This is a genomic window from Streptomyces sp. DG2A-72 (genome assembly GCF_030499575.1).
GTDB lineage: Bacteria > Actinomycetota > Actinomycetes > Streptomycetales > Streptomycetaceae > Streptomyces.
This window is the reverse complement of sequence record NZ_JASTLC010000001.1, coordinates 10208500-10234825: the sequence shown is the minus strand read 5'-3', so window position 1 is coordinate 10234825 and position 26326 is coordinate 10208500. Positions and strand designations below refer to the sequence as shown.

General features: G+C 66.7%; 26 protein-coding genes and 6 pseudogenes. 17 read left to right on the top strand and 15 right to left on the bottom strand.

What is annotated here, in order from left to right:
* Positions 1–298 precede the first annotated feature (298 nt).
* On the bottom strand, positions 299–697 hold the full coding sequence (locus tag QQY66_RS50755) for a transposase (RefSeq protein ID WP_367667062.1): 399 nt from the start codon (positions 695–697) through the stop codon (positions 299–301).
* Between the two features lie 244 nt (positions 698–941).
* On the opposite strand from QQY66_RS50755, the gene QQY66_RS48580 reads away from it, so the two are divergent.
* From QQY66_RS48580 to QQY66_RS48565, 4 genes are all read left to right on the top strand, one after another.
* Positions 942–1382: a hypothetical protein gene (locus QQY66_RS48580; protein ID WP_301987018.1), complete on the top strand. Its 441-nt coding sequence runs from the start codon at positions 942–944 to the stop codon at positions 1380–1382.
* A 60-nt stretch (positions 1383–1442) separates the two neighbouring features.
* Entirely contained in the window at positions 1443–1922 is a 480-nt protein-coding gene (locus tag QQY66_RS48575) for a hypothetical protein (protein ID WP_301987017.1), read from the top strand.
* Between the two features lie 266 nt (positions 1923–2188).
* The gene (locus QQY66_RS48570) at positions 2189–2431 is read left to right on the top strand and encodes a hypothetical protein (RefSeq protein ID WP_301987015.1); all 243 of its coding nucleotides are present in this window, start codon (positions 2189–2191) and stop codon (positions 2429–2431) included.
* A gap of 705 nt (positions 2432–3136) precedes the next feature.
* On the top strand, positions 3137–3586 hold the full coding sequence (locus QQY66_RS48565; RefSeq protein ID WP_301987013.1) for a DNA-binding protein: 450 nt from the start codon (positions 3137–3139) through the stop codon (positions 3584–3586).
* 210 nt (positions 3587–3796) lie between these two features.
* On the opposite strand, the gene QQY66_RS48560 is transcribed toward QQY66_RS48565, so the two are convergent.
* Complete coding sequence (locus tag QQY66_RS48560; protein ID WP_301987751.1) at positions 3797–4729, bottom strand: IS5 family transposase; 933 nt, start codon at positions 4727–4729, stop codon at positions 3797–3799.
* Between the two features lie 36 nt (positions 4730–4765).
* A complete protein-coding gene (locus tag QQY66_RS48555) occupies positions 4766–5641 on the bottom strand; it encodes an NAD(P)-dependent oxidoreductase (RefSeq protein WP_301987012.1) in 876 nt (291 codons plus the stop codon).
* 115 nt (positions 5642–5756) lie between these two features.
* Between QQY66_RS48555 and QQY66_RS48550 the strand changes: the two genes are divergently transcribed.
* Entirely contained in the window at positions 5757–6341 is a 585-nt protein-coding gene (locus QQY66_RS48550; protein ID WP_301987010.1) for a TetR/AcrR family transcriptional regulator, read from the top strand.
* Between the two features lie 51 nt (positions 6342–6392).
* On the opposite strand, the pseudogene QQY66_RS48545 reads toward QQY66_RS48550, so the two are convergent.
* Positions 6393–7393 (bottom strand): annotated as a pseudogene (locus QQY66_RS48545) (IS5 family transposase).
* 108 nt (positions 7394–7501) lie between these two features.
* The gene (locus QQY66_RS48540; RefSeq protein WP_301987008.1) at positions 7502–9604 is read right to left on the bottom strand and encodes a carbohydrate-binding protein; all 2103 of its coding nucleotides are present in this window, start codon (positions 9602–9604) and stop codon (positions 7502–7504) included.
* Positions 9605–10166: 562 nt separating this feature from the next.
* Between QQY66_RS48540 and QQY66_RS48535 the strand changes: the two are divergent.
* From QQY66_RS48535 to QQY66_RS48525, 3 genes and pseudogenes are all read left to right on the top strand, one after another.
* Positions 10167–11168 (top strand): annotated as a pseudogene (locus QQY66_RS48535) (IS5 family transposase).
* Positions 11169–11484: 316 nt separating this feature from the next.
* Positions 11485–11853 (top strand): hypothetical protein, encoded by a 369-nt coding sequence (locus tag QQY66_RS48530; protein WP_301987007.1) that lies wholly within the window; start codon positions 11485–11487, stop codon positions 11851–11853.
* Between the two features lie 101 nt (positions 11854–11954).
* Positions 11955–12347: pseudogene (locus QQY66_RS48525) on the top strand (leucine zipper domain-containing protein); the annotation flags it as partial.
* Positions 12348–12437: 90 nt separating this feature from the next.
* Here QQY66_RS48525 and QQY66_RS48520 read toward each other — a convergent pair.
* Together QQY66_RS48520 and QQY66_RS50750 are read right to left on the bottom strand one after the other, a co-directional pair.
* Positions 12438–13118 carry an FAD-dependent monooxygenase gene (locus tag QQY66_RS48520; protein WP_367667061.1) on the bottom strand — a complete coding sequence of 227 codons (681 nt, stop codon included), beginning with the start codon at positions 13116–13118 and terminating at the stop codon, positions 12438–12440.
* Positions 13115–13414, bottom strand: coding sequence for an FAD-dependent oxidoreductase (locus QQY66_RS50750; RefSeq protein ID WP_367667060.1), 300 nt, complete (start codon positions 13412–13414; stop codon positions 13115–13117). Before QQY66_RS50750 ends, QQY66_RS48520 begins: the two co-directional genes overlap by 4 nt.
* An 80-nt stretch (positions 13415–13494) precedes the next feature.
* On the opposite strand from QQY66_RS50750, the gene QQY66_RS48515 reads away from it, so the two are divergent.
* Complete coding sequence (locus QQY66_RS48515; RefSeq protein ID WP_301987005.1) at positions 13495–14217, top strand: TetR/AcrR family transcriptional regulator; 723 nt, start codon at positions 13495–13497, stop codon at positions 14215–14217.
* 94 nt (positions 14218–14311) lie between these two features.
* Entirely contained in the window at positions 14312–14869 is a 558-nt protein-coding gene (locus QQY66_RS48510) for a hypothetical protein (RefSeq protein WP_301987003.1), read from the top strand.
* Positions 14870–14884: 15 nt separating this feature from the next.
* Here QQY66_RS48510 and QQY66_RS48505 read toward each other — a convergent pair.
* Positions 14885–15635: pseudogene (locus QQY66_RS48505) on the bottom strand (IS5 family transposase).
* Positions 15636–16086: 451 nt separating this feature from the next.
* On the opposite strand from QQY66_RS48505, the gene QQY66_RS48500 reads away from it, so the two are divergent.
* The 3 genes and pseudogenes from QQY66_RS48500 (at position 16087) to QQY66_RS48490 (ending at position 17484) form a co-directional block, all read left to right on the top strand.
* Positions 16087–16428, top strand: coding sequence for a helix-turn-helix transcriptional regulator (locus tag QQY66_RS48500; protein ID WP_301987002.1), 342 nt, complete (start codon positions 16087–16089; stop codon positions 16426–16428).
* 166 nt (positions 16429–16594) lie between these two features.
* Positions 16595–16813 (top strand): SRPBCC domain-containing protein, encoded by a 219-nt coding sequence (locus QQY66_RS48495; RefSeq protein WP_301987001.1) that lies wholly within the window; start codon positions 16595–16597, stop codon positions 16811–16813.
* 52 nt (positions 16814–16865) lie between these two features.
* Positions 16866–17484, top strand: a pseudogene (locus QQY66_RS48490) (dihydrofolate reductase family protein).
* Between the two features lie 447 nt (positions 17485–17931).
* Here the strand turns inward: QQY66_RS48490 and QQY66_RS48485 are convergent.
* The 5 genes from QQY66_RS48485 to QQY66_RS48465 form a co-directional block, all read right to left on the bottom strand.
* A complete protein-coding gene (locus QQY66_RS48485) occupies positions 17932–18372 on the bottom strand; it encodes an SRPBCC domain-containing protein (RefSeq protein ID WP_301986999.1) in 441 nt (146 codons plus the stop codon).
* Between the two features lie 90 nt (positions 18373–18462).
* On the bottom strand, positions 18463–18801 hold the full coding sequence (locus QQY66_RS48480; protein WP_301986998.1) for a metalloregulator ArsR/SmtB family transcription factor: 339 nt from the start codon (positions 18799–18801) through the stop codon (positions 18463–18465).
* Positions 18798–19262, bottom strand: a complete 465-nt coding sequence (locus QQY66_RS48475; protein ID WP_301986997.1) for an SRPBCC family protein — start codon at positions 19260–19262, stop codon at positions 18798–18800. The genes QQY66_RS48480 and QQY66_RS48475 overlap by 4 nt, the downstream gene beginning before the upstream one ends.
* Positions 19263–19520: 258 nt before the next feature.
* Entirely contained in the window at positions 19521–20486 is a 966-nt protein-coding gene (locus QQY66_RS48470) for a glycosyltransferase (RefSeq protein ID WP_301986996.1), read from the bottom strand.
* Between the two features lie 476 nt (positions 20487–20962).
* The gene (locus tag QQY66_RS48465; RefSeq protein ID WP_301986995.1) at positions 20963–21211 is read right to left on the bottom strand and encodes a hypothetical protein; all 249 of its coding nucleotides are present in this window, start codon (positions 21209–21211) and stop codon (positions 20963–20965) included.
* A 33-nt stretch (positions 21212–21244) separates the two neighbouring features.
* Between QQY66_RS48465 and QQY66_RS48460 the strand changes: the two genes are divergently transcribed.
* Positions 21245–21580: a hypothetical protein gene (locus QQY66_RS48460; protein ID WP_301986993.1), complete on the top strand. Its 336-nt coding sequence runs from the start codon at positions 21245–21247 to the stop codon at positions 21578–21580.
* 422 nt (positions 21581–22002) lie between these two features.
* Here the strand turns inward: QQY66_RS48460 and QQY66_RS48455 are convergent, their stop codons facing one another.
* Positions 22003–22698: an ester cyclase gene (locus QQY66_RS48455; protein WP_301986991.1), complete on the bottom strand. Its 696-nt coding sequence runs from the start codon at positions 22696–22698 to the stop codon at positions 22003–22005.
* Between the two features lie 387 nt (positions 22699–23085).
* Between QQY66_RS48455 and QQY66_RS48450 the strand changes: the two genes are divergently transcribed.
* From QQY66_RS48450 to QQY66_RS48440, 3 genes and pseudogenes are all read left to right on the top strand, one after another.
* Entirely contained in the window at positions 23086–24144 is a 1059-nt protein-coding gene (locus QQY66_RS48450; protein WP_301986990.1) for a TerC family protein, read from the top strand.
* A gap of 86 nt (positions 24145–24230) precedes the next feature.
* A complete protein-coding gene (locus tag QQY66_RS48445; RefSeq protein WP_301986989.1) occupies positions 24231–24431 on the top strand; it encodes a hypothetical protein in 201 nt (66 codons plus the stop codon).
* Between the two features lie 424 nt (positions 24432–24855).
* Positions 24856–25032 (top strand): annotated as a pseudogene (locus QQY66_RS48440) (IS256 family transposase); the annotation flags it as partial.
* On the opposite strand, the gene QQY66_RS48435 reads toward QQY66_RS48440, so the two are convergent.
* Positions 24975–25988, bottom strand: a complete 1014-nt coding sequence (locus QQY66_RS48435; protein WP_301986987.1) for an IS481 family transposase — start codon at positions 25986–25988, stop codon at positions 24975–24977. The pseudogene QQY66_RS48440 and the gene QQY66_RS48435 sit on opposite strands and share 58 nt — an antisense overlap.
* Between the last annotated feature and the right edge of the window lie 338 nt (positions 25989–26326).

Here is a 26326-nt window from a genome sequence, read left to right as displayed (position 1 = left end):
GCCTTGGCCCGGTCTCCACCTGACGCATGTGGGTATGTCGCGGTGCAGGCGGGGCAGGCGGTCCTGTGTCTTTTGGGCGGTGCGCCAGTCGTTGCAGAGTGCAGAAGACGTGGGCTGCGGAGACGAGCATGACGCGGTGGTGCCAGCCGTTTTCCATGCGCGCCCTTCGAAGTAGGCAAATCCCAGGGCCTGTTTCGTCTCGCGGTAGTCGTGCCCAGAAGGGCACAGCCAGAACTGCACCGACTCGCTCTCGCCGGCCGGCCGTTCCGCCAGCAGCCAGCGCTCGGGCAGCTCGGGATCATGGGTAGCTGTGGGGATGCCCCGTCCGGCGGGGCGGATATGCAGGGCCACGAACCGTGAGTAGATGCGGTTGAAGCCGCTTTGGCTGTTGCCCCGCCGGGAGCCTTCCCGCCGGGACACCCGCCTCGCGGCCGCCCGGCCGGCTTGGATGACCAGTTTTTTCACACTCCGGGGCCGGTCGAGATACTGCATTTTCGGTGGCCGACCGGTACCCGCATAGGCAGGCTGGACCGGCCGGACATTGGCGGTCGGCGGTGTGGCGGGAGGAAATTCCCACCGCATAGGGCGGATTGCGCTCCTCCAGGCCACGGCGAAAGGCAGAGGCATCACCGTATCCGGCGTCCGCGACAACGAGCGTGATGTCAATGACCGCACATCCCGAGCGGTACGTCCGCAACCCCGTTCAAGCACAGAACGCCTGGTCAGAGAATTGTCCGGAGTGTTTGATTGTCCAGAGAGGGGCGCTCCCCCTTGCCTGACAACCGCCGTGTGGTCATGGTCTCCCTCAAGACCGAATCAGTCGCCCTGGCCGGTGACGCGATGCGAACTGGTGAATCAATCAGGCAGGCGTTCGGTGAGAGCCGAACACTTCAGAGCTCGCAAAGATCATGGCTAGGGCAGAACCGAAGTAGAGGGGATCGATGAGTTTTCTGTTTCGTAGTGCAGGAATCGCATTGGCGGCGAGTGCCGCCATCGGTGGCATGCTGATGGCGCCATCGGCTCAAGCTGCCCCAGCCAAGCAGCAGGCTTGTACGGATTGGAGCGATCCGTCGGGGCTGGCCAATCCAACGACCGCGAGATCGGTACGGTCGGCCAGTGGTGTGCTGTACGAGCTGCGCTACCACGATGGCACCGGCTGTGCCTGGGGTCGGATTTCGAACGGTCGCAAGTACGACTCGATATGGCTGGACCGCGCCCGGAACATACACGAGGCGGGCGCCGGTAGGTGGGAGCCCCGACTCGGCTTCAGCATGCTGGGAACTGACACAGGCCTGTATACCGCCGCCTTCGACGACAACAGTCGCGTGATGCGGGCTTGTGGCGAGGCCAGCGGGCAGATCGTGTGCACGGACTGGTGGTAGACAGTCAAATGAGCCCTCGGGCCGCTCGGCCATCAGAGACATCGACGACGGGGTAACTCGATGAGAACGAGAAAATCGATCACGGCATTATTGATGCCTTTACTGTGTGCTGGCGCGCTGCTCGGAACCCCGGGCACCGCCGAAGCCGCAGGGGCGTCCGGCGACAATGCTACCGCTGTGCTCGTCGTGAACACCTTCCACAGCCTGGGCACAGATAGGTGCATGGACGACAGCAACCTGGGATTTCGGACCTTCCCATGCAACGGCAGCGATTTCCAAAACTGGAACGTCCACGTTTTCAACGACGGCACACGCCGTTTCCAGAACGTGGCGACTCAACGATGCATCTACGACGGCCCTCGGGGATTCAGCACGCAATCCTGCGACAGCTCAGAGAACGTAAGCTGGGGCGTCATTCGTCATCATCAAGGGCGCCTCACCTTCAGGAACCAGGCCACCGACCGCTGTATCGACGACAGTGACGACAGCGGATTCCGCACCGCCAGGTGTAATGGGGGCCAGTACCAAGACTGGGTCTGACGCTTCAACACGAAGTGGCCGCCGCCCTTTTGCTCAGCCGGTGCAGGCTGAGCAGGCTTCCCCCATCGAGTCCGGGCTGACCTCCACCCAGATAGTGGACGTGCCCCTGCATCGGCGGCTGTCTGCCAGGTTGATCGAGGGAAGCCGCGACGGTCTGAAGGCATTCCATCGCTAATCCAGCTGTCACGGTACCGGTTCCGGCCGGCACCACATGAAGGGACGAAGACATGAAGAGAGCTACATGGCCCCGCCGCGTGGTGACGGTCGTGGCGACCGTAGTCACCGTCGGCATGCTGCCATTGGTGGGTGCTGGAGTAGCAGCGGCGACACCCGCGGACGCGACGCAGGCAGCAGAGCGGAGCTCCGTTCAGGCTTCCTCGGCCGTGCCCGCAGATTGGCATTTCTACGGCGGCTACCCAAATATCAACGACTGCATAGACGATGGTAAATGGTTCTACAAGTGGTTGGGTTATCCCTACGACTGCCGCCCAGACGTAGAGGGCCATTGAATCTTGTACCTTTGGTACTGATCCACGAAGCGAACATCACAATTAAGGGCCCCGTTGTGTCAGAGAGCGGGGCCCTTAATCTCGTCTGTCCCGTTGGGTCGGGAGCTACGACCCGTTTTCACGACCTGCAACTGACGTACGGTAGGAGTCGACATGTGGTGGAGGAGGTCGGGGCGGGCGTCACCTCTCTTCACCACGGCGACAGGGTGGTTCTCACCTTCGCCTCATGTGGTGCCTACGCTCGCTACCGTATGGGTCTGCCCAGTCAGTGTGCCCATTTCCTGCCGCTCAATTTCGCTGCCGGTGCCCGTCCGGACGGCAGCCCACTCTGCGGCAGGGGGATACACCGCTGCATGGGCACTTCTTCGGTCAGTCGTCCTTCACGACCTATGCCCTTGTCACGGAGCGCAACGCGATCAAGGTGCCCGATGACGTGCCGCTGGATACGCTCGCTCCGCTTGGGTGCGGCATTCAAACCGGGGCCGGGCGGTGCTGAATGTCCTGCGATGCGCACACGAACAGGCTCAGCCGCCGCGCCTCCGGCGGTCGGATCGGACGTCACGGTATATCCAGCCGTCACGATGACGAGGGTTTCCGCCCGCCGGTTCAGCCAAGGGGGCACCGGGCGCATGAAGCGGCAGCAAGTAAACAGATTGTTTACAACGCATAGTTGACATTGAGTCGTGCGCATCTCATCCTCATCTCATGCCTTCGACTCCTGATCAGCAGGCCGATCTCTTCACGCCTCCGCAGCCGGAGCAGGCGCGAGCAGACCGCGTCTACGCGTCCCTGTTTCGCATCGCCGAACGCCACGCGACCACTGACAAGCAACGCCGCCGACAGGTTCATCCTTCGGTCATCGGGCCGCACGAGGCCGTCAGGCTTGTGTCGTTCCTGCTCAGCGGAGCCGCACAGCCCGATGACGGCGAACCGGAGGTGGACCACGCTGATATCACCGCTGCATTGAGCCTCGTCCCACTGGCTCGCGGGGAGATGGACGAATTGGAAACCGGACTCCTCCAGATGGCACGGGGCCGCGGCATGACCTGGCAGGAGATCGCTTTCGGACTCGGGCTTGGCACTCCGCAAGCCGCCAGGCAGCGATACGAACGACTGGCCAGCCGTGCCACAGGCGACGCGGACGGCTCGGAGTAGAAGGACGTCTCCCAGACTCGCTCGCCAGTTGGGGCCCGACCTGCTCTCAGGTAAATCCAGAGCTACGGCGTCCAATCGCAGGTCGCCGTCCCACCTGGGGAGCAAAGGCGAGCATGGATGAGGAGAACCTGAGCATGGGAGAGAGAGCCCCATCAGCGACACCAACCCGGCGAAGCTATGCCGTCACAGCACTAGGTCCTGTCTCTCCGATCACGACCGGAGCCAGATGAGGAGTGCCGCGGCGGTGACGGTGCCCAGGTAAACGTATCCGCGCTTGTCATAGCGGGTGGCCACGGCTCTGAACAGCTTGAGCTTATTGATCGCCCTCTCGACCGTGTTGCGCTTCTTGTAGCGGTCCTTGTCGAAACCCGATGGCTGTCCGCCACGTGAACCACGCCGGAGACGGGCGACCTTGTGGTCGTTCTTCTCCGGGATCACGTGCCGGATCCCGCGCTTCCGTAGATAAACGCGGGTCTTGCGGTTGCTGTACGCCTTGTCGGCAGCAACGCTGTTCGGTGTGCGGCGCGGACGCCCGAGACCCAGCCGGGGGACACGGATCTTGCCCATGACCGGCTCGAACTGCGTGCAGTCGGCTCGTTGCCCCGGCGTGATGAGCAAGGACAGCGGACGGCAGTGTCCCTCCGCGCTCAGATGAATCTTGCAGGTCAGTCCGCCACGGGACCTGCCGAGGGCTTCGCCCGCCGCACCGCCTCCTCCAGGAGGAGCCGCGGACTCGCCCTCGTCGGCTCCGCGAACTGATCTTCGCGGAGCCCCTGAAGAACCCGGCGGTGTGGACGGTGCCGCCCTGGGCGCCCCAGCGGCGTGCTGGTGGGCGCGGACAGAGGTGGAGTCGACGTTGATGTCCCAGTCGATGTCACCCTCGGCGTCGGCTTGGGCCTGGACGTGTTGGAGGAGCATTTCCCAGGTGCCATCGGCCGACCACAGTAAGTGCCGCTTGTGCACGGTCTTCCACGGGCCGAAGCGTTCGGGCAACTCTCTCCACTGCGCCCCGGTGCTGAGCCGGTGGAGGATCCCGTTGATCACCTGGCGGTGGTCCCGCCACCGGCCGCACCGATTGTTGGTCACCGGCAGCAGTGGTTCCAGCACGGCCCACTCAACGTCGGTCAAGTCACCCCTGCTGATCATGTTCAGACCAACGGGTATCTCGCCGACTTGCTGCTATGCCTTGGCCGTCTTCATCAGCTCCGCCAGGCTGGAGGCGCTGTCCGCCCCGTGTCCGGCGTCCATGCCGCGCCGGAACAGAGCGGCCACGGCGGCCGGCAGCGTGGTGTCGACGCCCGCGTCGGCGTTGGTGTGCAGAACGTGTTCGACGCTGGCCATGCCCATGGCCAGCCGCTCCGCGTCGCCGCCGTGCTCGCCGGCGTCGATGCGCTCAGCGTAAAAGGAGAGGAAGCCCGGCATCCCGGTCAGCAGCTCGGTGGCGTGCGGGAGGACGTCAGCCGCCGTGAGGCCGTTGGCGTCGGCGAGCGCGATGGCCTGCCAGTATCCGAGCACGGACGTCCAGAACATGCCCACGACGATCTGGTACAGGAGCGCGGCCAGGCCGGGATCGTCGCCCCGGTAGTCCGTGTCGGTCAGGACTTCGAGGATCGACCGGTGCGCCTCGAACACCTCACGCGGCCCGCTGTAGAAGGTGGACGACCCGGGCTGTCCGATGCCGGAAGGCGAGGCGTTGACGCCACCGGTGAGGTGGACCCCGCCGTGCTCGGACACCCACCGCGCCCCAGCGCGGGTCTTCTCCGGGGTGTCGGAGCTGAGGTTGACGAGCACGCGGCCGGCCAGGGCGTGGGAAGCCGGCTCCAGCACGGCGTACATCGCGTCGTAGTCGGTAAGGCTCAGGACGACCAGCTCATTGGCGGTCAGGGCGTCTTCGGCGCTCTTTGCGAGTACGGCGCCGCGCGCGACGAGGGCATCGGCACGCGATGGGGTGCGGTTCCAGACGGTGACGGGGTGCCCCTTGCCGAGTAAGGCGTGGACCATGGCCTGCCCCATGGGGCCGAGTCCGATGACGGTCACGGACTGCTTGCTGCTCATTGGGAAGACCTCCGCGGTACGAGTGACGAGGCGACTAAAACGAACGCTCTATCCAGAGTGCGGAGGCAATGTAGCACGGCTCTAAAACGAACGCTCTAACCAGTAGGGTGTGCACATGGGACAGGCCAGCACCCGGGACCGGATCGTCATCGCCGCAGCGCGCCTCCTGCAGCGCCAGGGCTATGTCGGCACGGGCATCAAGCAGATCGCCAAGGAGGCGGAGGCCACACTGGGCTCCGTCTACCACTTCTTCCCGGGCGGCAAAGAGGCCGTCGCGGTCGCCGCCATCAAGTACAGCGACCAGGAGTTCGCGGCGGTCCTCCGCGACGCGCTGGACAGCGAGGAGGACCCGGGCGCGGGCGTTCAGGCCTGCGCCCGGGTCCTCGCCGAAGGACTGCGCGCGTCGGGTTGGACCGACGGCTGCCCGGTCACGGCAGCGGCACTGGAAACCTTGGGAACCGAATCCGGGATCCAGCAGGCATGTGCCGACGCACTGCGCAGCTGGGAGCAGATCGTCACCGACAAGCTCCTGCGCTCCGGCTTCCAGGCCCGTGACGCCCGGGAGTTGGCGACCACCATCATCAGCGCCCTGGAAGGCGCCGAAGTGACGGCACAGGTCAACCGCAGTGAGGAACCACTACGGGCGACGAGCCGACAGCTGGCCCGCTTGATCGGTTCATACGGAACATCCCACTCGTGAGGACCACTTGTGATCGGGGAGACAGGACCTAGGTCGCATATTTGGTTGCGATCAAGGAGTGGCTGGCGTGAGGTCCTTGATCCACATCATCGAAGCGCGGAGGTGGAGGCCAGCGAGGTAGCTTCCCGGGGTTTTGTCGTAGCGGGTGGCGATGCCTCGCCATGCCTTCATCCTGTTGATGGCGCGTTCGACAGTGTTCCGTTCCCTGTAGAGCTCGGCGTCGTGACTGATGGGCCTGCCGCCCCTGCTGCCCTTCTTCCTCCGATTGGCGGCCTGGTCATTCTTCTCCGGGATGACCGCCTTGATGCAGCGTTTGCGCAGGTAGGCGCGGTTGCCGCGGGACGAGTACGCCTTGTCCCCGGCGACCGCGTCCCCCGGGTGCGGGGACGGCCGACAGGTCCGCGCACCCGAACCTTCTTCAGGACGGGGATGAATTGCGGGCTGTCCGCCGCCTGGCCCGTAGTCAGGACGAACGCCAGCGGGCGGCACTTCCGGTCGGCGGCGAGGTGGACCTTGCTGGTCTGCCCACCTCTGGAGCGCCCGAGGAGGGCAGCCTTCAGCCGGAGTTTGTGCCGACGCCGGACACGCCGTCGCTCTTCCCGCCCGGGATCCGCTTCGGCGTCCTGCCCGTTTCGTTCTTCGGCACTGCCCCCTTTGACCTCGCTTTCTCCTCGGCGGCAGCCTTCTCCAGCGCGGTGATGACGTCCTCGCCCAGGTGCATCCCGGCAGCGTCGTGGTGGGCCCGCGCGGTGGTGGAGTCCACGCTGACCAGGGACAAGTTCACCTCACCTCGCTTCGCGGCCTCAGCGATCAGTCCCTCCAGCAGGGGCTTCGAAGACACCGGCGTCCCACCACTGCCGGAATCGGTTGTGGACGATCGACCAGGCGCCGAACTCCTGCGGCATCTCCCGCCACTGCCCGCCCGTCTTGAACCGCCAGAGCACTCCTTCGAACTGCTGCCGCAGCCGCTCGGGATACGGGCCGTACTCGCCGATCGGCAGGTACGGCTCGATCAACTTCCACTCTTCGTCCGTCAGTTGCACTCGCGTCACGCAAGAACGTCTACCGGTCCCGGCCCCGCCACGAGAGCAAATCCCCCAGACTGATCACGACTCGATACGCAACCTAAGGGAACCCGACGCTTCGACTGCGATGTATGGCTAGGGCGTCGTGACGTCGAGGTAGTCGATGTTGGCCAGGCCGCCGGTCGTGGTCGGGCTGAGCCGGATCGTGTTACTGCCTGCAGCGAGCGAGATGGTAGCCGTCTTGGTGCCCCATGTGCTCCACGCCCCGGTACCCGGAAGTGACACCGTCTGCACCGTCGAGCCGTTCACCACCAGATCAGCCGGCCGGTCGGTCGTGCTCCCGTTGGCGAAACGTACGCTCACCGTCGCCGTCCCCGCCGTGCTCGCATTGACAGTGAACTGTGCGTACGCACCGGCAGCATTGTCGCCGTTGCAGAACCCGCTGCCGGAATAGCCCGACCAGTTGGCATCAATCGTGCCCGTGCACACCGCCGGCGAGGTCTCCGCCTCATAACGAGTAGCCGAGCCACCGCCGCTCGGCTGCTCGAAGGCGCCGATGTCCGGGGCGCCGTTGTAGAGCGCGTTCCCCTCATAGTCACGGCCGCCGTTGCCGGCGATGCTCACGCCGGCGTTGACCGCCGGGGAGCCCGCGGCGACTTTGAGCTCGTACGCGGCGGCCAAAGCGGGACCGGTGTCGGGCGTGCCCGAGGGGGCGTTGATCGGGGCGGACACGAACTGCGGGTTCGCCACGACGGCCCCGGAGTCTCCGCCGGGGACGGCCAGGGTCGCTCCACCGTAGAGGTTGTTCCTGTAGGTGATGGTGGAGCTGGTCGAGAGGGTGGCGTTCGCCCTGGTCGAGTAGAGGATGTTGTTGCTGATGGCATACGTGGAGGCCAGGTACTTGCCGTAGCCGTAGATCAGATAGTTACTGGCGTCGTTGTAGAGGGTGTTGTTGTAGATCTGCGCCCTGGCGGCGGCGTCGGAGTGCAGGTAGATCTGGTAGCGGGTGTTGCTGGTGATGACGTTGTAGCGCAGCACGACGTTGCCGAAGGCGAACTGGCACAGCAGGATGCCGTCGCCGTTGCCGTGCACATAGTTGTATTGCACGACCTGGCCGGTGGTGCCCTTGTCGGGGTCGATGCCGTTGGAGTCGGCCCCGCCCGCCTTCTTCGAGGTGCCGAAGACCTCGTTGAACTGGATCGTGACGTTGTCGGCGAAGTACGTCTCGATGCCGGAAGTGCCGGTCTTGTCCACGACGTTGCGTTCGATCGTGCCACCGCGCACGTCGGTGAGGTAGATGCCATTACAGCCATACGCCGTGCCGGCCTGGGTGATGTGGTTGCCCCGGATCGTGAAGTTGGTGTGGGGTTTGAACCTCGTGTCCGTGGCGCTGGTGCGGGTGCCCCATCCGGTCGAGACCGCGCCCGGACTCGAACCCGTGTACTGCTTGACGACGATGCCGGCGAACGACGTGTTGGAGATCCTCGAGTTCTGGATTGTCACGTCGTTGAGGATGGTCGGCGTGCTCGGCGGCGCGGCGGTGTTCGGCACGGTGGTGTCGAAGACGATCCCGCCCGTCTTCTTCGAGGCGTCCCAACCGGTCTGGAAAGTGATGCCCGGCTTGTTGTCGGCCGTGTCGCCGCCGATCCAGTTCACCTGGCCGGTGACGTCGTGAACGTTGACGGCGTCGATGACGAACCCATCGAGGGTCTGGCTGTTGTTGCCGCCGACGTGAATGCCGCGGAAGTCGCCCAGGTTGGCCCCGGGGGTGCCGGTCGACGGGGCGGTATTGGTCACCTCGAGGTTGCGGATCGTCCAGTACTGCTGGTTGAACAGGCGTACCGCGTCGGCGGCCGTGCCGGCGCCGTTGATCCGAGGCTTGGCACCGCTGCCGTAGGAGTCGATCACGATGGGCGAACCCGCTGCCCCGGAGCCCTTTGGCCACAGCTGCCCGGTCCACGCGCTACCGGCCTTGAGCAGGATGCGGTCGCCTGCGCCGAAGGTCGTCGCATTGACCTTGCTGAGACTCTTCCACGGATGGGACTGGTCAAGGCCGGTATTGGAGTCGGCGCCACTGGCGGAGTCCACGTAGTACGTCGTGTTGACCGCCTGGGCGGGAGCCGCAATCCCAACGACAGTGCCGGCCGCGAGAATGGCGACCGCGGCCCAGGCCATGAAGCGGGAAAGGGACGCGAAGCGGGGCGCTGCACAGGAGTGCCCGTTCGAGTGGGTCACCATGACCTCCATGTGGGGGGAGGGGCGTGAACGCCCGCGGGTTGCCCGGAGAGGCGGCGTGAACAGGGCAGTTCGCTCGGTTTGTGGGAACGCTCCCAGAGCAGTGAGGCTAAGTACCCCACTGATGGATCGTCAAGGATTGTGTCGGCATTCGCTGTTCGTCTCTGTGTGGATTCGAGCGTCGTGGATGCCTCGGATCACCTGCCACGCTGGTCGAGTCGGCGGGAAAGGCGCCTTGAACTGCGCCTATCTCTCTGATGGTTCGGCGGCTGCCCATAGAAGGTGTATGCATCGCTGCTGCGGACTCGTGAGTGCAGCGGATTTTTGATGCGCAACAGTTGACAGCCACATGCCCGATCGGGAAGCTGCCTGATGCGTCTCTCTCGGTGTCGACAACACGTCCAGGCCAGTTCCCGGCCGGTATTGAGAGCGTTCACAGCCCCATTGTGCGGGAGGGGGCCGCCCCGCTCGTGCGGCTCGCACCGCCACTAGGTCGCGTATCGAGTCGTGATCAGTCTGGGGGATTTGCTCTCGTGGCGGGGCCGGGACCGGTAGACGTTCTTGCGTGACGCGAGTGCAACTGACGGACGAAGAGTGGAAGTTGATCGAGCCGTACCTGCCGATCGGCGAGTACGGCCCGTATCCCGAGCGGCTGCGGCAGCAGTTCGAAGGAGTGCTCTGGCGGTTCAAGACGGGCGGGCAGTGGCGGGAGATGCCGCAGGAGTTCGGCGCCTGGTCGATCGTCCACAACCGATTCCGGCAGTGGTGGGACGCCGGTGTCTTCGAAGCCCCTGCTGGAGGGACTGATCGCTGAGGCCGCGAAGCGAGGTGAGGTGAACTTGTCCCTGGTCAGCGTGGACTCCACCACCGCGCGGGCCCACCACGACGCTGCCGGGATGCACCTGGGCGAGGACGTCATCACCGCGCTGGAGAAGGCTGCCGCCGAGGAGAAAGCGAGGTCAAAGGGGGCAGTGCCGAAGAACGAAACGGGCAGGACGCCGAAGCGGATCCCGGGCGGGAAGAGCGACGGCGTGTCCGGCGTCGGCACAAACTCCGGCTGAAGGCTGCCCTCCTCGGGCGCTCCAGAGGTGGGCAGACCAGCAAGGTCCACCTCGCCGCCGACCGGAAGTGCCGCCCGCTGGCGTTCGTCCTGACTACGGGCCAGGCGGCGGACAGCCCGCAATTCATCCCCGTCCTGAAGAAGGTTCGGGTGCGCGGACCTGTCGGCCGTCCCCGCACCCGGGGGGACGCGGTCGCCGGGGACAAGGCGTACTCGTCCCGCGGCAACCGCGCCTACCTGCGCAAACGCTGCATCAAGGCGGTCATCCCGGAGAAGAATGACCAGGCCGCCAATCGGAGGAAGAAGGGCAGCAGGGGCGGCAGGCCCATCAGTCACGACGCCGAGCTCTACAGGGAACGGAACACTGTCGAACGCGCCATCAACAGGATGAAGGCATGGCGAGGCATCGCCACCCGCTACGACAAAACCCCGGGAAGCTACCTCGCTGGCCTCCACCTCCGCGCTTCGATGATGTGGATCAAGGACCTCACGCCAGCCACTCCTTGATCGCAACCAAATATGCGACCTAGGGACCTTCCGTCAACGCGGCGAGCGCACGTGCCACGGCCCGCGAGCCCAGATCACCACCCCATACAGGACCTGGCCGTGGAACGACGGGCCGTCAGCGGGGCGCGGCTTTCACCGTGTGGTCCCGTACGTCGTTGAGGATCCGGGTTACTTCCGGTAGCCCCCGTATCGACCGTACGGCTGAGGGAATGCGTCGGGAGGGCCGTGAAGCCTGGCCGTTCGGCCGAGGCGGGCGCCCCTGCCGCCGGGAGAGATTGGGTGCCGCAACCCCACCTCTCTCCACCAGGAGCACCTTATGGAACGCAAGCCCCTCATCATTACCGGCGTCGCGGTGGCGGCGGTGGTCGTCGGCGGCGGAGCCCTCACGTACGCGATGAGCGGTACGGAGTCGACCACCAGACTCGACAAGTCCACCTCCGTGACCGTGGACGGCCACAAGGCGCTCAGCGGAGAGACCGTCACAGGCCGCACCTCGTCGAAGTACAGCCCGCTACCGTGGATCGGCGGTGACACGTCCATCGTGAAGTGCCCCGCCCTCAAGGCGGTGGCCGGTACCGAGGTGACGTGCACCGCGAAGGACGGCGACGGCAAGGACCTCTCCATCCCCGTCACCGTCGTCAAGGCCGACGCCTCCAGCATCACCTGGAAGTTCGAGCGCGCCTAGGTGTATTGATCACGAGCGTTGTTGACACTGGGCGGGCTTGATCATGGCGAAGACCTCCGGTGTGGTGGAGCTGTCTAGGACTGCACCGCACGGAGGTCTTCGTGTCCCACCGTAATGCCCGGCTGACCGTTCACGGCAGGCGGTTGCTCATCGAGCGTGTTCGCGTCGGCCGCCCGGTTGCGCATGTCGCAGCGGAGATGGGCATCTCGCGCGCCACGGCCCACAAGTGGATCCGCCGCTGGCGGGCAGAGGGCGAGCCGGGGCTGCACGACCGGTCCAGCCGACCCCGGACCACGCCCCAGCGAACCGCCTCAGCGCTGGAGGCCCGCGTCTGCCGACTGCGCCGGGAGCGAAAACCCGGTCCCGCCCGCCTGGGTCCGATCCTGGGCCTGCCTGCCTCGACCGTGCACCGGATCCTGGTCCGGCACGGTCTGAGCCGACTCGCCTCCCTGGACCGGCCCACCGGGCAGGTCATCCGCCGCTACGAGCGCGCATGGAACACCGACCCCAAGCCCTACATCTGGACGAAGACCGCAGACCAGATCCTCGAATGCCTCGCCAGCTATCTGAACAGAATTCCTGACTCAGAAGACTAGGTGGCTTGCCTGGACGATATGCAGCGGGAAGTGGGGGCGCCGGCGAAGACCGTCGTGGCTACGACGACGGCGTGCCAGCCCATCGGTGCAGCGGGTCGAGGTGGCGCGCAGTGCGGCCAGCGTGACGTGGGTGCCCGAGACCCGGCGCAGGCTGGCCTGCACCTCCTCAAGCGTGACCGGCGCCATGGGGGTCCCGCGCGAGCGAAGCCGAGCGTGTGGGAGGTCGGCGTGAGCGCCGTCGAACTCGACGGTGGCCACCCGGCCGGGCTGCGGCCCGTAGCGGTAGGCCCCCTTGGGCGTCCACGTCCAGCCGTGTCCGAGCATCGAAGGGTCGGCGACGTCGACGACGGCCTGGTACCCGGTGAGTTCGGGGTCGGTGCCGGAGAAGCCGATGCCCGCGAGGCGGCGCACGGTGCTGTGCCCGCCGTCGCAGCCGACCAGCCACCCGGTGCGCACCGTGCCGGCACTCGTACCGACGAGCACACCGTCGCCGGTGTCGTCCAACGCGGTGACCTCCACCCCTCGGCGCACCGGTACGCCGAGTCGCGCAACGTGTCCGGCGAGCAGCGCCTCCAGCTCGCGCTGCGGCACCATCCTCGCTCCGCCGGCCGCTGTGTGCGCGGTGAGGTCGGGATCTGACCAGTCCACGAGGTCGGCGTCGAGGATCATTCCCGCGAAGTGCCCGGTGAACCGTGCCTCGGGCGCGCGCCCGCCGCCACCGGGTGGTGGGTCGTCGGCCGTGCGGGCGAACGATCCCACGCGGTCGAGCAGTTCCCGCTGCACCGCCTCGCGGCCGGCAGCAGGCCGCGGCGGTCGAGGGCCTCGGCCGTCGGCAGGTTGATCGACTGCGCCTTCACGGCCTCGTCCGGCTCGGCCCGCCGCTCGAGTATCTGCACCGTCGCCCCGCAGAGCGCCAGTTCCGCGGCGAGTACGAGGCCCACCGGCCCGGCTCCGACCACGGTCACGTCCACATCCTGATCCATATTCACTGTCACGAACAGCGTTCTATAAACGAACGATGTTCGTGACAAGTTATAGTGGCCTGGTGAACCCCAGAGAGCGACGCGCGGCGCGCCACCAGCCGCCCACCCCCGAGGCCGAAGCCGGCCCCAGGCCGCGGCGCCGCAAGGCCCCGATCACCGTGGAACAGGTCATCGACACCGCACTGGCCGTCATCGCCGCCGAGGGCTACGAGGCACTGACCATGCGCCGGCTGGCCGGCGCCCTCGACACCGGTCCCGCCTCGCTCTACGCCCACGTGGTCAACAAGGCCGACCTCGACGAACTGCTCATCGGCCGGCTGTGCGCCCAACTCGCCCTGCCCGAGCCCGACCCCGCGGCCTGGCGGGAGCAGATCCGCAGCGTGTGCACCCAGCTGCGCGACCAGTACCTGGCCTACCCCGGCATCTCCCGCGCCGCGCTCGCCATGGCCCCCACCGACCTCGACACCCTGCGCGTCAGCGAAGGAATGCTGGCGATCCTGCTCGCCGGCGGCGTTCCCCCGCAGGCCGCCGCCTGGGCCACCGACGCCCTCCTGCTGTACGTGGCGGCCCACTGCCTCGAAGCATCCATCGCCCGGCAGAGAGCAGCACACGACGACACCATCTGGGTCCACGACCGGAACGAACTGCTGCGCCGCCTCACCGCCCTGCCCGCCGAGACCTTCCCCCACACCACCCGCCACGCCGCCGAACTCACCGCCGGCGAAAGCCACGACCGCTTCGACTTCACCCTCACCCTGATCATCGACGGCCTCACCCACCGCTAGGCTTGTCTCTTGGAACCTGTGGTGTGCATGGGTGATGCATGCTGGATCGATAATTTGTGTCGGCGCCGACTGGCCTGGTGCGAAACTTCAGGCCATGACCTCACCCGAGCTCAGCGAACTGGACTATCTCCGGGAGATTGAGCGCCTCGCCAACCGCGTCAGCGTGGAGGCATCCAACGAAGGATGGCTCTCGTTCCAGGCAGATCCGGAAGAGTCAACACCACTCCAGCGCAGCGTAAACGCGCTTGCGCGGACTTTGCGCAGTTACCACTTCAAGGGCGATGGCTGCACGGAGGAGCACCGGCCTCTGGTCCGACTCGTCGGAGCCTCAGTGCTGAAGCCCGGGGCCATGCCGGCCGGGGTGGAGGAAGGGTACGAGAAGGTGTGCGCCCGGATCGGTGTGGAGCCGAGGTCTGAGGGCTGGGCGCTGTGGAACACCTGGCGCGACGGGAACCTGAAGGTGACCATGGTGGTGTCCGCTGTCGAGACGACGGAGGGGCTGTTGGAGAACTGGTCACGCGGGAGGGCAATCGACCCGGTGTCACCGCTGCCTTCCCAAGTCGCCCTCATCCGCCAGGGCTGGATAGGGCCCATGACGTTCTCGCCCCGGGGCGTCAACAAGACGGGCCTTGGCGGTCAGCCACTGTCATAGGTTCTGGCTCCTCAGTCAGCGTCGGGTCCAGATGAGGATGGCGGCGAGGTGCAGCGCTGCCTGGTAGGCGATGGCGAGCTTGTCCGTTCGCATGGCCAGGCCGCGCCACTGCTTGAGGCGGTTGATGCATCGCTCGACGGTGTTGCGCTGCTTGTATGCCTCAGCATCGAAGCCGGGCGGGCGACCTCCTGCTCGACCCCGCCGCAGGCGGTGACCGACCTGGTCGGCCGGCTGCGGAATGACGGCACGGATGCCTCGCCGACGGAGATGCCCGCGGATCGCGCGAGAAGAGTAAGCGCGGTCCGCGAGGACAGCGGCAGGTTGGGTTCTCGGCCTCCCGAGCCCGCTTCGCGGAATCCGGATCCTGCCCATGACAGCCTCAAAGGCTGGCGCGTCACCGGCCTGGCCCGCAGTGACGTGGATGGCCAGAGGTCGGGCCTCGCTGTCACTGGCTAGGTGGACCTTGGTGCTCAAGCCACCACGGGAGCGTCCGAGTGCGTGATCGTCGGGTTCGAGCCGGAGAAGCGCCCCCCTCTTTCTGGCTCCGGCCGCGTGCTGGTGAGCACGGCAGACTGTCGAGTCCACTGACACAGTCCACGCCACGTCATCTCTCGCATCCGCCGCGGCCAGAACCGCGGCGAAGATCCGTTCCCAGGTGCCGTCTTCAGCCCATCTCGGCCCACCGCCGTCCGCGAACCGGATCGGCCGGCATCAGCGGCTTGATCCGGTCCCACATTGCATCAGTGATGACTAACCGGACAGACACCTTCGATCAACCGGCCAACCCATCAAAGAGACACGCTCTAGGCGTGTCCGGCGGATCTTCCTGCGGCCGGGCGCGGCGGCCCGGCCGCATCAGCGCCACCGTCGAGTACTCGCGGCTGAATCACCGTCAAGGGGAGCGCAGTTGACGAGCCCGAGGCCCGATCGCGAGCACATCGCCGATGCACGTCGGCTTCGCACCGCTCAGACGGCAGGCCCCTCGCCTCGTCCACCGGAAAGGCCATGCCCATCACCGCTGGTCGCCTGATGGTGCGGGCCCGTTGGCCCATGTGGCGACGACTGCCCCTGGCTCCTACGGACTCCTCTGCGTGCACCCCGACTCTCGAGGCCACAGGTAGGCCGACGTGTCGAGGTGCGCGGACGTTCCTTGGGCCTGTCGATCGTCCGCTCCACCCCGGGTCGACGCATGCCTATATGGGAATGTGATCGCTGGCATGGCACGAGCAGCAACGACATCGGACGCGTTCCACGCGATCGCCGAGCCGCAGCGCCGGGACATCCTGGCGCTGCTGCGGGCGGGTGAGCGGCCGGCGACCGACCTGGCACAGGAGCTGGGGATGAGCCAGCCGCGGGCGTCCAAGCACCTGCGGGTGCTCCGGGAGGTGGGGCTGGTGCGGGTCCGCGGGGCGGGCAAGCAGCGCCTCTACGGCCTGGATGCCCGCGGGCTGCGGCCGGTCCACGAGTGGGTCGGCGGATTCGAGCGGTTCTGGAACGAGAGTTTCGACCGGCTGGACACCTACGTGCAGGACCTCAAGCAGACACGGCAGGACGACTGACCCATGGCAGGGGCGAGACAAGAACGGGCGGAGCCGGCGACGGCCGACCGGGAGATCGTGATCTCCCGGGTCATCGACGCCCCGCGGGAGCTGGTGTTCGAGGCGTTCACCGAGGTCCGGCACCTGTCGCGGTGGTGGGGTCCGGAGGGTTCACCACCACCACGCGGTGTTTCGCGAGGGCGGGGAGTGGGACTTCGTGCTGCACGGGCCGGACGGGACCGACTACTCCGAGTGGATCCGCTGGCTGCGGATCGCCCCGCCGGAGCGGATCGTGCTGCTGCACGGTGAGTCCCGCGACGACCCGAACGCCTTCGAGTCGGTTCTGACCTGCGCGACGAGGCGGTCGAGAAGTACCACGCGATCGAGGGCGGCCAGCAGACCCTGAGCGGCCTGGCGGCCTACGTCACCGAGATCGTTCGGAAGGGGGTGGAGGGCTGATGGCCGGGAAGGTGTTCTTCAGCGTGTCGATGTCGCTGGACGGCTGCGTCGCGCCCGAGTCCGTGCCCGATGACGAGTTGTTCGCACTCGATCAGCGGCAGGACCCGGACGTTCAGCGCTGGATGGCGCAGTGGACGGAGCTGCAGCAGTGGGCCTTTCCGCTGCGGTTCTTCCGGGAGAACCTGAAGCTGGGCGAGGGCGGCGAGGAGGGCCGCGACAACGACATCGCGCGGGAGATGTGCGAGCGCACCGGCGCGAGCGTCATGGGCAGGCGCATGTTCGACCTCGGCGAGCAGTCCTGGCCGGAAGAGGCGCCGTTCCACACCCCCGTCTTCGTCGTCACGCACACCAAGCGTGACCCGTGGGAGCGGCCCGGCGGCACCACGTTCCACTTCGTCAACGACGGCATCGAGCACGCCTTCGACCAGGCCCGCGAGGCCGAGGATCGCACTGGAGCCGGTCCGTTCGGAGCCGTCGTCGCGGGTGACGCACCTGACCTACGCTGTGCACCCACGGCAGCCGCGCCACCACTCACCCCAGCGACCCGGGCACCCACGGCGCACACGCCTGAATCAGCAGGCCCTCAGGGCCGACTGCGCATCGCCCCGCATCACCTGATCCACAACTGGCGACTATGGCTCACGCGCGTCCGTACAACCATGATCTCCCACGCGTCCACCGCGCCAGGAGCGCGCTGCCCTTTCTCCGGTCTCCCCTCCCCTGCCGGCGTCACGCGGGCCTCTGCCGCGAGGGTCCGAGTGTGGCGACCTCAGGCCCTCGCGGCAAAGAGCGTCAAGGACCATGCCACTCCATAGGCCACCCCTACTGAGGACACGCGGATGACGGCCGTTCGGGCCTTCGATCGGCGTACAACACGCCCAGCGGCAAGGACGCGGCAGATGGTGTCCGCCGGGATGCCAACGCCCGTCATGCCGCCCTGGTGCTGCGGACCTTGCTGCTGCGGACGAGCGCCGGGATCTCCCGATGACGGCCCCCCGGGACGATCAGCGGCCCGAGCCGGTGGGCCGTCCCACCTGACGCTCGCACAGACGTGACGGGCAAGGTCTAGTGCCAGTTGCTGATCTTGACGTCGTGCGGTGCGGGCTCGCCCTTGCCGGTTTCGACCAGCCTCTTGAGGCTCATCAGGAAGGTCGCCCACTTGGTGCTGCAGTGATACATGAACTCCACCGGCTCCTTCCAGCCTTCGTGCCGGAACAGCACGATCGTGAAGCCGTCCTCCTGCTTGAGCTCGAAGCGGATGTTGGTGCCGATCCACTCCTCGGGACCGTCGACGACCTCCCAGAGCACGCGCTCGGCGGGCCGGGCCTCCAGTACCTTCATGTCGAACCCGCCGGGCTCGAAGCGGAACCGGATCACTCCCCCGACGTTGGTGTCGCCGTCGGTGTCCTCCGTCCACCAGCCCGCCAGACCGTCGACCGTGGCCAAGGCCGCGTAGACGTCGTCGGGAGACGACTCGACTCCGATCCTGTGCAGGATGTCCACCATCTCGATGCCTCGTTCCTCGGGTAGGCGCCCGCATGCGGGCGCGGTTCATCAGCGCAGCCCCGGATGAGGCGGCGCGCTCGTTCGTGCGGGTCAGCCCTCCTGGCCGCGCTGGATTGCTTCGGCGATCCGCTTGATGCGTTGCAGTCGGGCATCCCAGGCAGCCCCGACCGACGACAACTGCGCGACTGCGCGGGTGAGTTGGGCCTCATCGACCTGGTAAACGCGCTCGCGTCCGGACGGCGTGACGTGCACCAGCCCCACCCGGTCAAGTACGCCGAGGTGTTTGGCGACCGCCTGCCGCGTGACCGGCAGCTGCTCACTCAGCGTGGTCGCCGTCCCGCCGCCGTCGGTCAACAGCAGGTCGAGCATCCGCCGCCGGGTCGGGTCCCCCACCGCCGACCAGAGCTCGTCGTCGATGGTCACGCTCATGGCGTCGACACCAGCCGGGCGACGTACGAGACGAGGCGGGGCAGGAAGTAGTCCCAGCCGGTGACGTGCTCGCGGTACTGCTCCTCGAGCACGGCGACCTCCCAGCCCCTCTCCCTGAACCCCTCCTCGGTGAAGCGCAGCAGTGTCCCCGCACCCGACGGGACCAGCTCGAAGGTCACCAGGAGCGAGTCGTCCGACGTCGCGGCCTCCCCCTCGTCGTACACCCAGCGGAAGGAGAACCGCCGGGGCGGGTCGGCCTCCACCACGGTGAGTGGTACGACCTTCGCCTCCGGCGCAGTCCTGTCGCCGAACGAGATGGCCCCAGTAGCGCCGGGCACCGGCTCGAGCTCTGCCTCGTCCGGCCACCACTCCCGCAGATGTTCGGGCCTGCTGATGACCTCGTAGACGACCTCGGGCGTGGCTTCGATGTGGATCTCCCGCTCGATGCTGCCGTACTCCATCGCACTCTCCCACCATCTCGCAACCTTTGGTTGCACATCACTGTAGACCCTTCCTCCAGTATGCGCAACCATTGGTTGCTCTTAGTTCACGGGCAACAGATCCACCATCTGCGCGGCACCTCCATGGCCATGCGGAGCACGGTTCTTGCTGACCGTGATGCCCAACCGGACGGTCACCTGTGATGGCTCACCGGCGCGGATGCGGGGTACCTTCCAGCGACGGCGCAGCCGCGCCGTCGCTGGCGGCGACTGTCGGAGTCAGCTCACATGGTCGAGCAGCAGGGTGAGGACGGTCTCCGCGGAGTTCATGTCCGCGATCTCCTGTGCCACCGTGGACGCGCTGTGTGCGAAGGACTCATCGCTCAGGACCTTCGTCACCGCCTTACCGATCTGATCGGGGCTGTCCACCACCATCGCGGCTCCTACCGCTGACGCACGTTCGGCATTCAGCGGCTTGTCCAGCCCCATGGGGAGCAACACCATGGGAATCCCGGAGCCGAGGACCGCGAGTACGGTGCCGGCTCCGCCCGAGGCGACCACGACGTCCACGCCTTCGAGGAGGCGGCGCATAGGAACGAATCCGACGACCCGGACCCCGGTACGTTCGGTCGGCGCGGTGTCGGCCCGCGCGGACGGATTGACCGCGACAACGACATTGACCTCCGGCCCGGCCAGCGAGTCCACGATCGTGGCGAGGAGTTCGGGCTCGTCGAGGACAGTACCCAGCGTGACCAGCACGCGAGGCAGGTGTTGACGGCCGGGGCCAGGGAAGGCCGGCTTCGACCCTTCGCTTCCGTCCTCCCCTTCGTGAGCCTCGGACGCGTGAGGCTCCGATTCATGCGCCTCGGACCGGATCGCGATTCGCCCGACGGGGGGCTGCCAGGTGTCCCGCTGAAGGCATTCGGGCCACGGGTCCACGGAGGCGCGAGGCTCAGGAAGGGTCAGTTCGAGCGAGGACAGCCGGGCGCCCGCGGCGGCGTCCATGGCGTGCGCCAGCTGCTCCTCGATGGCGATGCCCACGCCGTGCGTGACCACAGGTACATCAAGGACGGCCGCCGCGAAGCGCCCCAGGTAGTCGGCCGATTCGACGATGATGAGATCGGGAGCGAAGGTACGGGCTTGAGCGATGGCTTCCTCCGCTCCCAGGTCGACGCAGACGCCCCCGAAGAACTCGGCAGAACTCGGCCACCGTCGCGGGAGAAATGTCCGGACTCGCGTCCGCACACGCCAAAACGCACACTGTCTTTTGACCGTTGCTCTTTTCCGGTCGCGTAGCGTCCCGAATAACGCAGCCAGCCTCCTTTGTTAGCGCGTTTGCGCAGGTCAAAGCCACTTCGTTTAGGCGTTCGGTGGCCACACCCAGGGCGAGGTCCCGAACCTTGGCGCCGACAATGAAGGCCAGCACCGTTTCCGGCTGGAGAACCAGGTGTGACCTGCCTAAATGTGGCCGACAGCACACCGAAACGCAAACGGTCTGGTGGGTCGTCACAGTTTCGGCCTTCCGCCAAGTCCAAGTGGGTTCAGTGCCGCTGGGCACTGGGGCTGACAGGCCCCAAAGGCTCGGCCCGCCCAGCGCCGGCGTGCGTGCTCGCCACTGCCCCTTGCGCGCCCCGATTGCCCGACGGTGTTGGCGTGTACGGGGTGCTCCGTCTGGAGACCGCCGTCCGGCTGCGCGCGTCACGCTACGCCCACCACCCTGGCTACCGAAAGGAATGGCGTCCATGACCACCGAGCGCATCACCGTCCGCGTCCTGCTGCTGTTCGGTGATCAAGCCGAGATTGTCGCCGACCCCTCCATCCGAGCGCGGCGAGCCGGAGCGCCATCCGCCGGCGGTCATCGCCGCCGCGGTTGGGGTCTCTGTCAGCGACCTGCCGGGCATGCGGTTGACCGCCGACGTCGGCGACGACGACAGCTTGTCCGGCTGGCAGCCGGACAGACCACCTGACACGGCCCGACCAGGTGACAGACATCGCCGAAAGGCGTGCCGCGACCGGAGGTACCGCGGCGCGCACAGCGCCCGTGCCAGAGTGAGACGCGCCACCCGGGCCGTCGTCGGCCGCGCCTGGCCCGCCTCGCGCCGCTCACCGGCGAGGCGGGCCAACGTGCAGTCGAGCCTGTCCTTCTGTCAGCGAAAGCAGCGCGGCGGCAGAACGCCATCACACTGACCAAGGAAGAGGACGGCGCCACCACGAACACCTACGTCGCCACGGAGGACGAGCCCTACATCCTCAGGGTCGTCACAAAAGGCGGGGACGAGCCCGGCGATCTCACGCTGGCCGATTACGACAAGCCTTTCGGCGACCGCTCCATCATCTGAGGACGTAGTCGATGTGGTCGATGTGGAGGAGCTGGAACAATTGGGCGGTGCCTCCTGATAGGCCAGGGCAAGCGGGCGACCGCGCAGGAGAGTTCGCGCAGCAGCCGGCCGGGGCCGGCGCAGGCGAACCGGTCGTCGCTGACAAGGTTCGCGGCGCAGGCGTCCGCCAGCAGGTCGACGAACCCGGCGAAGGGCCATAGGCCGTAGGCGCCCGCGGGATCGTCGAAGGCGTTGCGGCCCTCGGTGTCGTCGCAGGACAGGTGCTACAGCGTGCCGGGCGACGGCCGAGCGCTCGCTGATCACATCGCGAGTTTCCTCGCCGCTGCCGTAACCGACGGCCACGGCACACGAGTAAGGGGCGGCCTGCATAGGACCGCCCCTTACTCGGCGTGCCGCCTCACGCAACCAGAGCCTGGGACGGGTCAGGCTTCCACGGCCCCCAGTTGCCGCATCAGGCCGAGGTCGTCCCAGTTCCACCAGCTCTCGGCGACCTTGCCGCCCTGGCAGCGGAACGTGGCGTGCCCGGTTCCGGCGACGTCCCGGTTGGTGGGTTCCAGCCCCTGGTAGGTGCCGGTGTGCCGGCCCTGGAAGGTGATCCGGCAGGTCACCAGGTCGCCCTCGGCGATCACGCTCTCCACTGTGAGCCGGGGATTGAAGGCGTCCAGGATCTCGCCGTTCTCCCGCTTGGCCTGGGCGAGGTCCACGTCGTAAGAGGAGAGGGAGGGGTCGTGCTCCCGGTAGTTGCCAGTGCACAGCTCGTCGGCGAGGTCGAGGTTCTTGGCGTTGATGACCTCGTCGAAGAAGCGGCGGACGACGAGCTTGTTGAGCTGCTCGTCCCGTACGACGTCGAGGTCCGTGAAGGTGGGCGTCTCCTCGCAGGCGGCGACAAGTTCCTCGAAGATGCGGTTGGTCTCGGGGAGGTTGGAGTTCTTCATCGCCTCCTCGTAGGACGGGAACTCCACGATCTCGACGACATGGGCGGAGTCCGCGCGGTCCCGCCCGACGATCGAGTGTGTGGCGGTCCGCTTGCCCTGGGTCGCCTCGACCCAGCTGTCCATGAGCTGGTTGAGTTGATCGACATTGCTGGTCTTGCAGTCGATGAGCTGGACGAAGGTCATGAGCCTCTCCCGCGTGTTGAGTGACGCATGCCAATCAATCGGCAATTCAGGCTATACCCGGCTCTTTGCCCTTGCCTCTCTTCGCCACCGCCCGCATGCCCGCAGGGCAACCGCCGTGGCCTGCGGTACGCCGCTGATCAACTTCGGACAGCGAGAAGCCCGTGTACCGCGACCGCCCGCGACCGCCAAGTCCTCCGGGGTGCCCGGCCCGGCGACAGGAGACCTCCAGGTACCGAGCGCCGCTCGCCTCGTGGCGTGCACTCACCGCGAAGCTGGCGAGCCAGACATGCTCCGCCTCCAGCCCTGATGTCGCCTGGTCCAGTGAAATGTCGCAGACTCCCGTATAGGGGCCCGTATCGGTGTGGGCCACTGAGAAGGTGACGGGTTGTGCCTGAGGTCCCGTTCTGGCTGTGGGGGGCGTTCGCGGCGACGGTGGTGGTGTCGCTGACGGTGGATCTGCTGGCCCACCGCACCGCGCATGTCATCGGCTTCAAGGAGGCTGCCGCCTGGAGCGCCCTTTGGGTGGGTCTCGCTCTGGTCTTCGCCGGTGTCGTCTTCCTCGTTCTCGGCGGGACAGCCGGCACCGAGTACACCACCGCGTGGCTGCTGGAGAAGAGCCTGTCGGTGGACAACCTGTTCGTGTTCGCGGTGATCTTCGCCTACTTTAAGGTGCCGCGCGCCTACCAGCACCGAGTCCTGTTCTTCGGCGTGATGGGCGCCCTCGTCTTCCGCGGGATCTTCCTCTCGCTCGGTGTCGCCGTCGTCAGCCGCTTCACCGCGGTGCTGTTCGCCTTCGCCGCCGTCCTGTTCTACAGCACCTACAAGCTCCTCAAGAACGAGGAGGAGAGCTTCGACCCGGGCAAGAGCTTCGCCGTGCGGATGCTCCGCAAAATCATGCCGGTCCGGGACGAGTACGCCGGCATGAAGTTCTTCGTCAGGGAGGCCGGCAAACGTGTGGCCACCCCGCTCCTCGCGGTAGTCGCCGCGATCGAGGCAGCCGACTTGATCTTCGCCGTCGACAGCGTCCCCGCTGTCCTCGCTGTCAGCGACGACGCCTTCATCGTCTACACCAGTAACGCGTTCGCCATCCTGGGCCTGCGCGCCCTCTACTTCATGCTCGCGGGCCTGCTGGACCGCTTCCACTACCTCAACAAGGGCCTGGCGATCATCCTCGCTTTCATCGGCGTCAAGCTCATCCTCCAGGCATCCCACAAGACGATCAGCCCCAGCATCCCGGAAATCCCCTCACCGATCAGCCTCGCGGTCATCGTCGTTGTTCTGGCCGCATCCGTCATATTCAGCCTGCGGCGACCCGCCCCCCTCCACCTGACACCCGCCGCACAGGATGAGAAAGCACCCTCCCTGTCAGACCCCCCAACCGAGAACCCCGGACCTGCCGGCGCACATGGTGAACAGGACCAGCAGCCGGATGATCCGCCCCGGTGACACCCCGGTCGACGCACTGATCATCGCTGCGGTGAACGGCCCTGCGGCCCGTCCCCTTCCCCGGCCACACAGCCTATTGTTAAAGAATGAGCAAAATCGCGCGCGAGACCGATTCCCGAAGGACGCAGGTGTGCTCGGTCTGCAAGCACCCCCTCGAGATGACCATCAAGGGACGGCACAAGACTCTAGGAATCTTCGTGCCGGTGTGGGGCCCGGGCACCTGCCACAACCCCGACTGCCCCGAGTACCTGGAGAAGCCGGAACACAAAAGGACCCAAGACCACTGACCGTCAGACAGGACGCCAAGCCCACGGAACACCGCTCGCGGCCAGAGAGTGGGACTCACGGTGAGCCCCGCTAGTCGGTCACTGGCCGGGTTGCCATCAGGGCTGCGCGGATGCAGGCCGAGATCACCACACACGCGGCCCAGGCCGCGCAGGCACGCACTCGGCGGCGCGACGCGTACCCGGGGGGATGAGTGCGGCGGTGCACGAACTGTAGGCGGTGTTATGGCGCATGTAACGCGGACAGCTCTGCCAGGCCACCTTGAGGAACGTTGGGTACAGCCAATGACGAGTTTCTGCGATCGGAAGCGGGAGCAATGCTCAAGACCTGTGGATCAGCCTGGGAAGGACGTACCTTCCCAGGTGATTGATCGATTGGTCACCGAGCAGGACCGGTGTTTGCAGCACCGGTCGGGAAGGCGCGTCTGTGCTCAGAGTAGTGAACGACGACGGCATCGCCGCCAACGGCTCCTCCTTGATCGACGAGATCGTCCGGGAGGGCGCACGACGGATGCTGGCCGCCGCGCTGGAGGCCAAAGTCAACTTCTACATAGCCGAGTTGGCTGACCAGCGGGACGAGAACGGGCGGCGGCTCGTGGTCCGCATGTGCTGCTTGGACACGTTGGTGACGCGGCTGGCTGGGGTTTGGCCGCTGATTCCTGTGTGGGGTCGGTGGTAGTTGTACCAGTCCAGCCAGTCGGGAAACGCCGCTTGGCGTTCGGTTTCTGAGGTGTAGGGCTGCCGGTAGGCCCATTCGTCGAGCAGGGTGCGGTGGAAGCGTTCGACCTTGCCGTTGGTCTGGGGCCGCCAGGGGCGAGTCCACCGGGGGCTGATACCCAGCTCGTGGCAGATCTTGCGCCAGGTGTTCTTCGTGTAGGCCCAGGCGTTGTCGGTCAGCACCCGCTCGATGACGACGCCGTATTTGGCGAACCATGCGGTGGCCCGAACCAGGAAGGCCGCGCAGGTCGGGGCCGTTTCATCGGGCAGATGCTCGGTGTAGGCAAGGCGGGAGTGGTCGTCGAGGGCGGTATGCAGGTACAGGTAACCGTGGCCTGCGCGGGCCTGGTTGCTCCGGCCGGTGGCCCGGCCGAGTACCTTGTGACCGCCGCCGTCAGGGATGCGGCCGAGCTTCTTGACGTCGATGTGGACCAGTTCGCCGGGGCGTGTGCGCTCGTAGCGGCGCACCGGTCGGCCGGTTGCCCGGTCCAGACTTGCCAGCGGGGGCAAACAGTGATCACGCAGGATGCGGTGGGCGGTGGAAGCGGCCACACCGGTGCGCACTGCCAGCCTGAGCGGTCCGATCCGGTGCTCTTGCCGCAGGTGCACCACCCGCTCTTCGACCGCGGCCGCAGTCTTGCGCGGGGAGTGATGGGGGCGGCTGGAGCGGTCGTACATGCCGGCCCATCCCCGCAGCCGGTAGCGGTCGGCCCACCTTTTCGCGGTGGTGTGGCTGATCTGGAACCGTTCGGCTGCCTGCCGTAACGGCCAGCCGTCCTCGACCACGCACCAGGCCAGACGCAGTCTGCCGGTAGGCGTCAGCGGGGCATTACGGTGGCACATGAGGGCCTCCTGCGGTCGGCGGACGATGTCGCAATCCCCACCGAATCCAGAAGGCCCTCACCCATGCAAGACCACGGTGCCGTCACCAACGTGCCCGAACAGCACAGCTAGCGCGCTGGCTCCGCTGCATCCGCGGAATCGAACTCGCCGCGCCGGAGCGCGAAGGGGCCGACGAATAAAGCGAAGCCGCCCGTCTATCCCCCGTGGCAGGCGGCCGTTGTCGCAGTGTCCAGAGATCAGGGTCGGCGGCGGTACGGATTCTGTGCGCACCTGAACGAGCGCCACCGTAGCGGACGCGAGTGTTAGTTCAGAGAAGTGACGAGGCCGAACGGGATGGC

Excerpts from the sequence above, each read along its gene's own strand:
- QQY66_RS48580 (WP_301987018.1), top strand. The coding sequence starts at position 942 with ATGAGTTTTCTGTTTCGTAGTGCAGGAATCGCATTGGCGGCGAGTGCC.
- QQY66_RS48575 (WP_301987017.1), top strand. The coding sequence starts at position 1,443 with ATGAGAACGAGAAAATCGATCACGGCATTATTGATGCCTTTACTGTGT.
- QQY66_RS48565 (WP_301987013.1), top strand. The coding sequence starts at position 3,137 with ATGCCTTCGACTCCTGATCAGCAGGCCGATCTCTTCACGCCTCCGCAG.
- QQY66_RS48555 (WP_301987012.1), bottom strand. The coding sequence starts at position 5,641 with ATGAGCAGCAAGCAGTCCGTGACCGTCATCGGACTCGGCCCCATGGGG.
- QQY66_RS48550 (WP_301987010.1), top strand. The coding sequence starts at position 5,757 with ATGGGACAGGCCAGCACCCGGGACCGGATCGTCATCGCCGCAGCGCGC.
- QQY66_RS48540 (WP_301987008.1), bottom strand. The coding sequence starts at position 9,604 with ATGGTGACCCACTCGAACGGGCACTCCTGTGCAGCGCCCCGCTTCGCG.
- QQY66_RS48530 (WP_301987007.1), top strand. The coding sequence starts at position 11,485 with ATGGAACGCAAGCCCCTCATCATTACCGGCGTCGCGGTGGCGGCGGTG.
- QQY66_RS48520 (WP_367667061.1), bottom strand. The coding sequence starts at position 13,118 with ATGATCCTCGACGCCGACCTCGTGGACTGGTCAGATCCCGACCTCACC.
- QQY66_RS48510 (WP_301987003.1), top strand. The coding sequence starts at position 14,312 with ATGACCTCACCCGAGCTCAGCGAACTGGACTATCTCCGGGAGATTGAG.
- QQY66_RS48500 (WP_301987002.1), top strand. The coding sequence starts at position 16,087 with ATGGCACGAGCAGCAACGACATCGGACGCGTTCCACGCGATCGCCGAG.
- QQY66_RS48485 (WP_301986999.1), bottom strand. The coding sequence starts at position 18,372 with ATGGTGGACATCCTGCACAGGATCGGAGTCGAGTCGTCTCCCGACGAC.
- QQY66_RS48480 (WP_301986998.1), bottom strand. The coding sequence starts at position 18,801 with ATGAGCGTGACCATCGACGACGAGCTCTGGTCGGCGGTGGGGGACCCG.
- QQY66_RS48475 (WP_301986997.1), bottom strand. The coding sequence starts at position 19,262 with ATGGAGTACGGCAGCATCGAGCGGGAGATCCACATCGAAGCCACGCCC.
- QQY66_RS48455 (WP_301986991.1), bottom strand. The coding sequence starts at position 22,698 with ATGACCTTCGTCCAGCTCATCGACTGCAAGACCAGCAATGTCGATCAA.
- QQY66_RS48445 (WP_301986989.1), top strand. The coding sequence starts at position 24,231 with ATGAGCAAAATCGCGCGCGAGACCGATTCCCGAAGGACGCAGGTGTGC.
- QQY66_RS48435 (WP_301986987.1), bottom strand. The coding sequence starts at position 25,988 with ATGTGCCACCGTAATGCCCCGCTGACGCCTACCGGCAGACTGCGTCTG.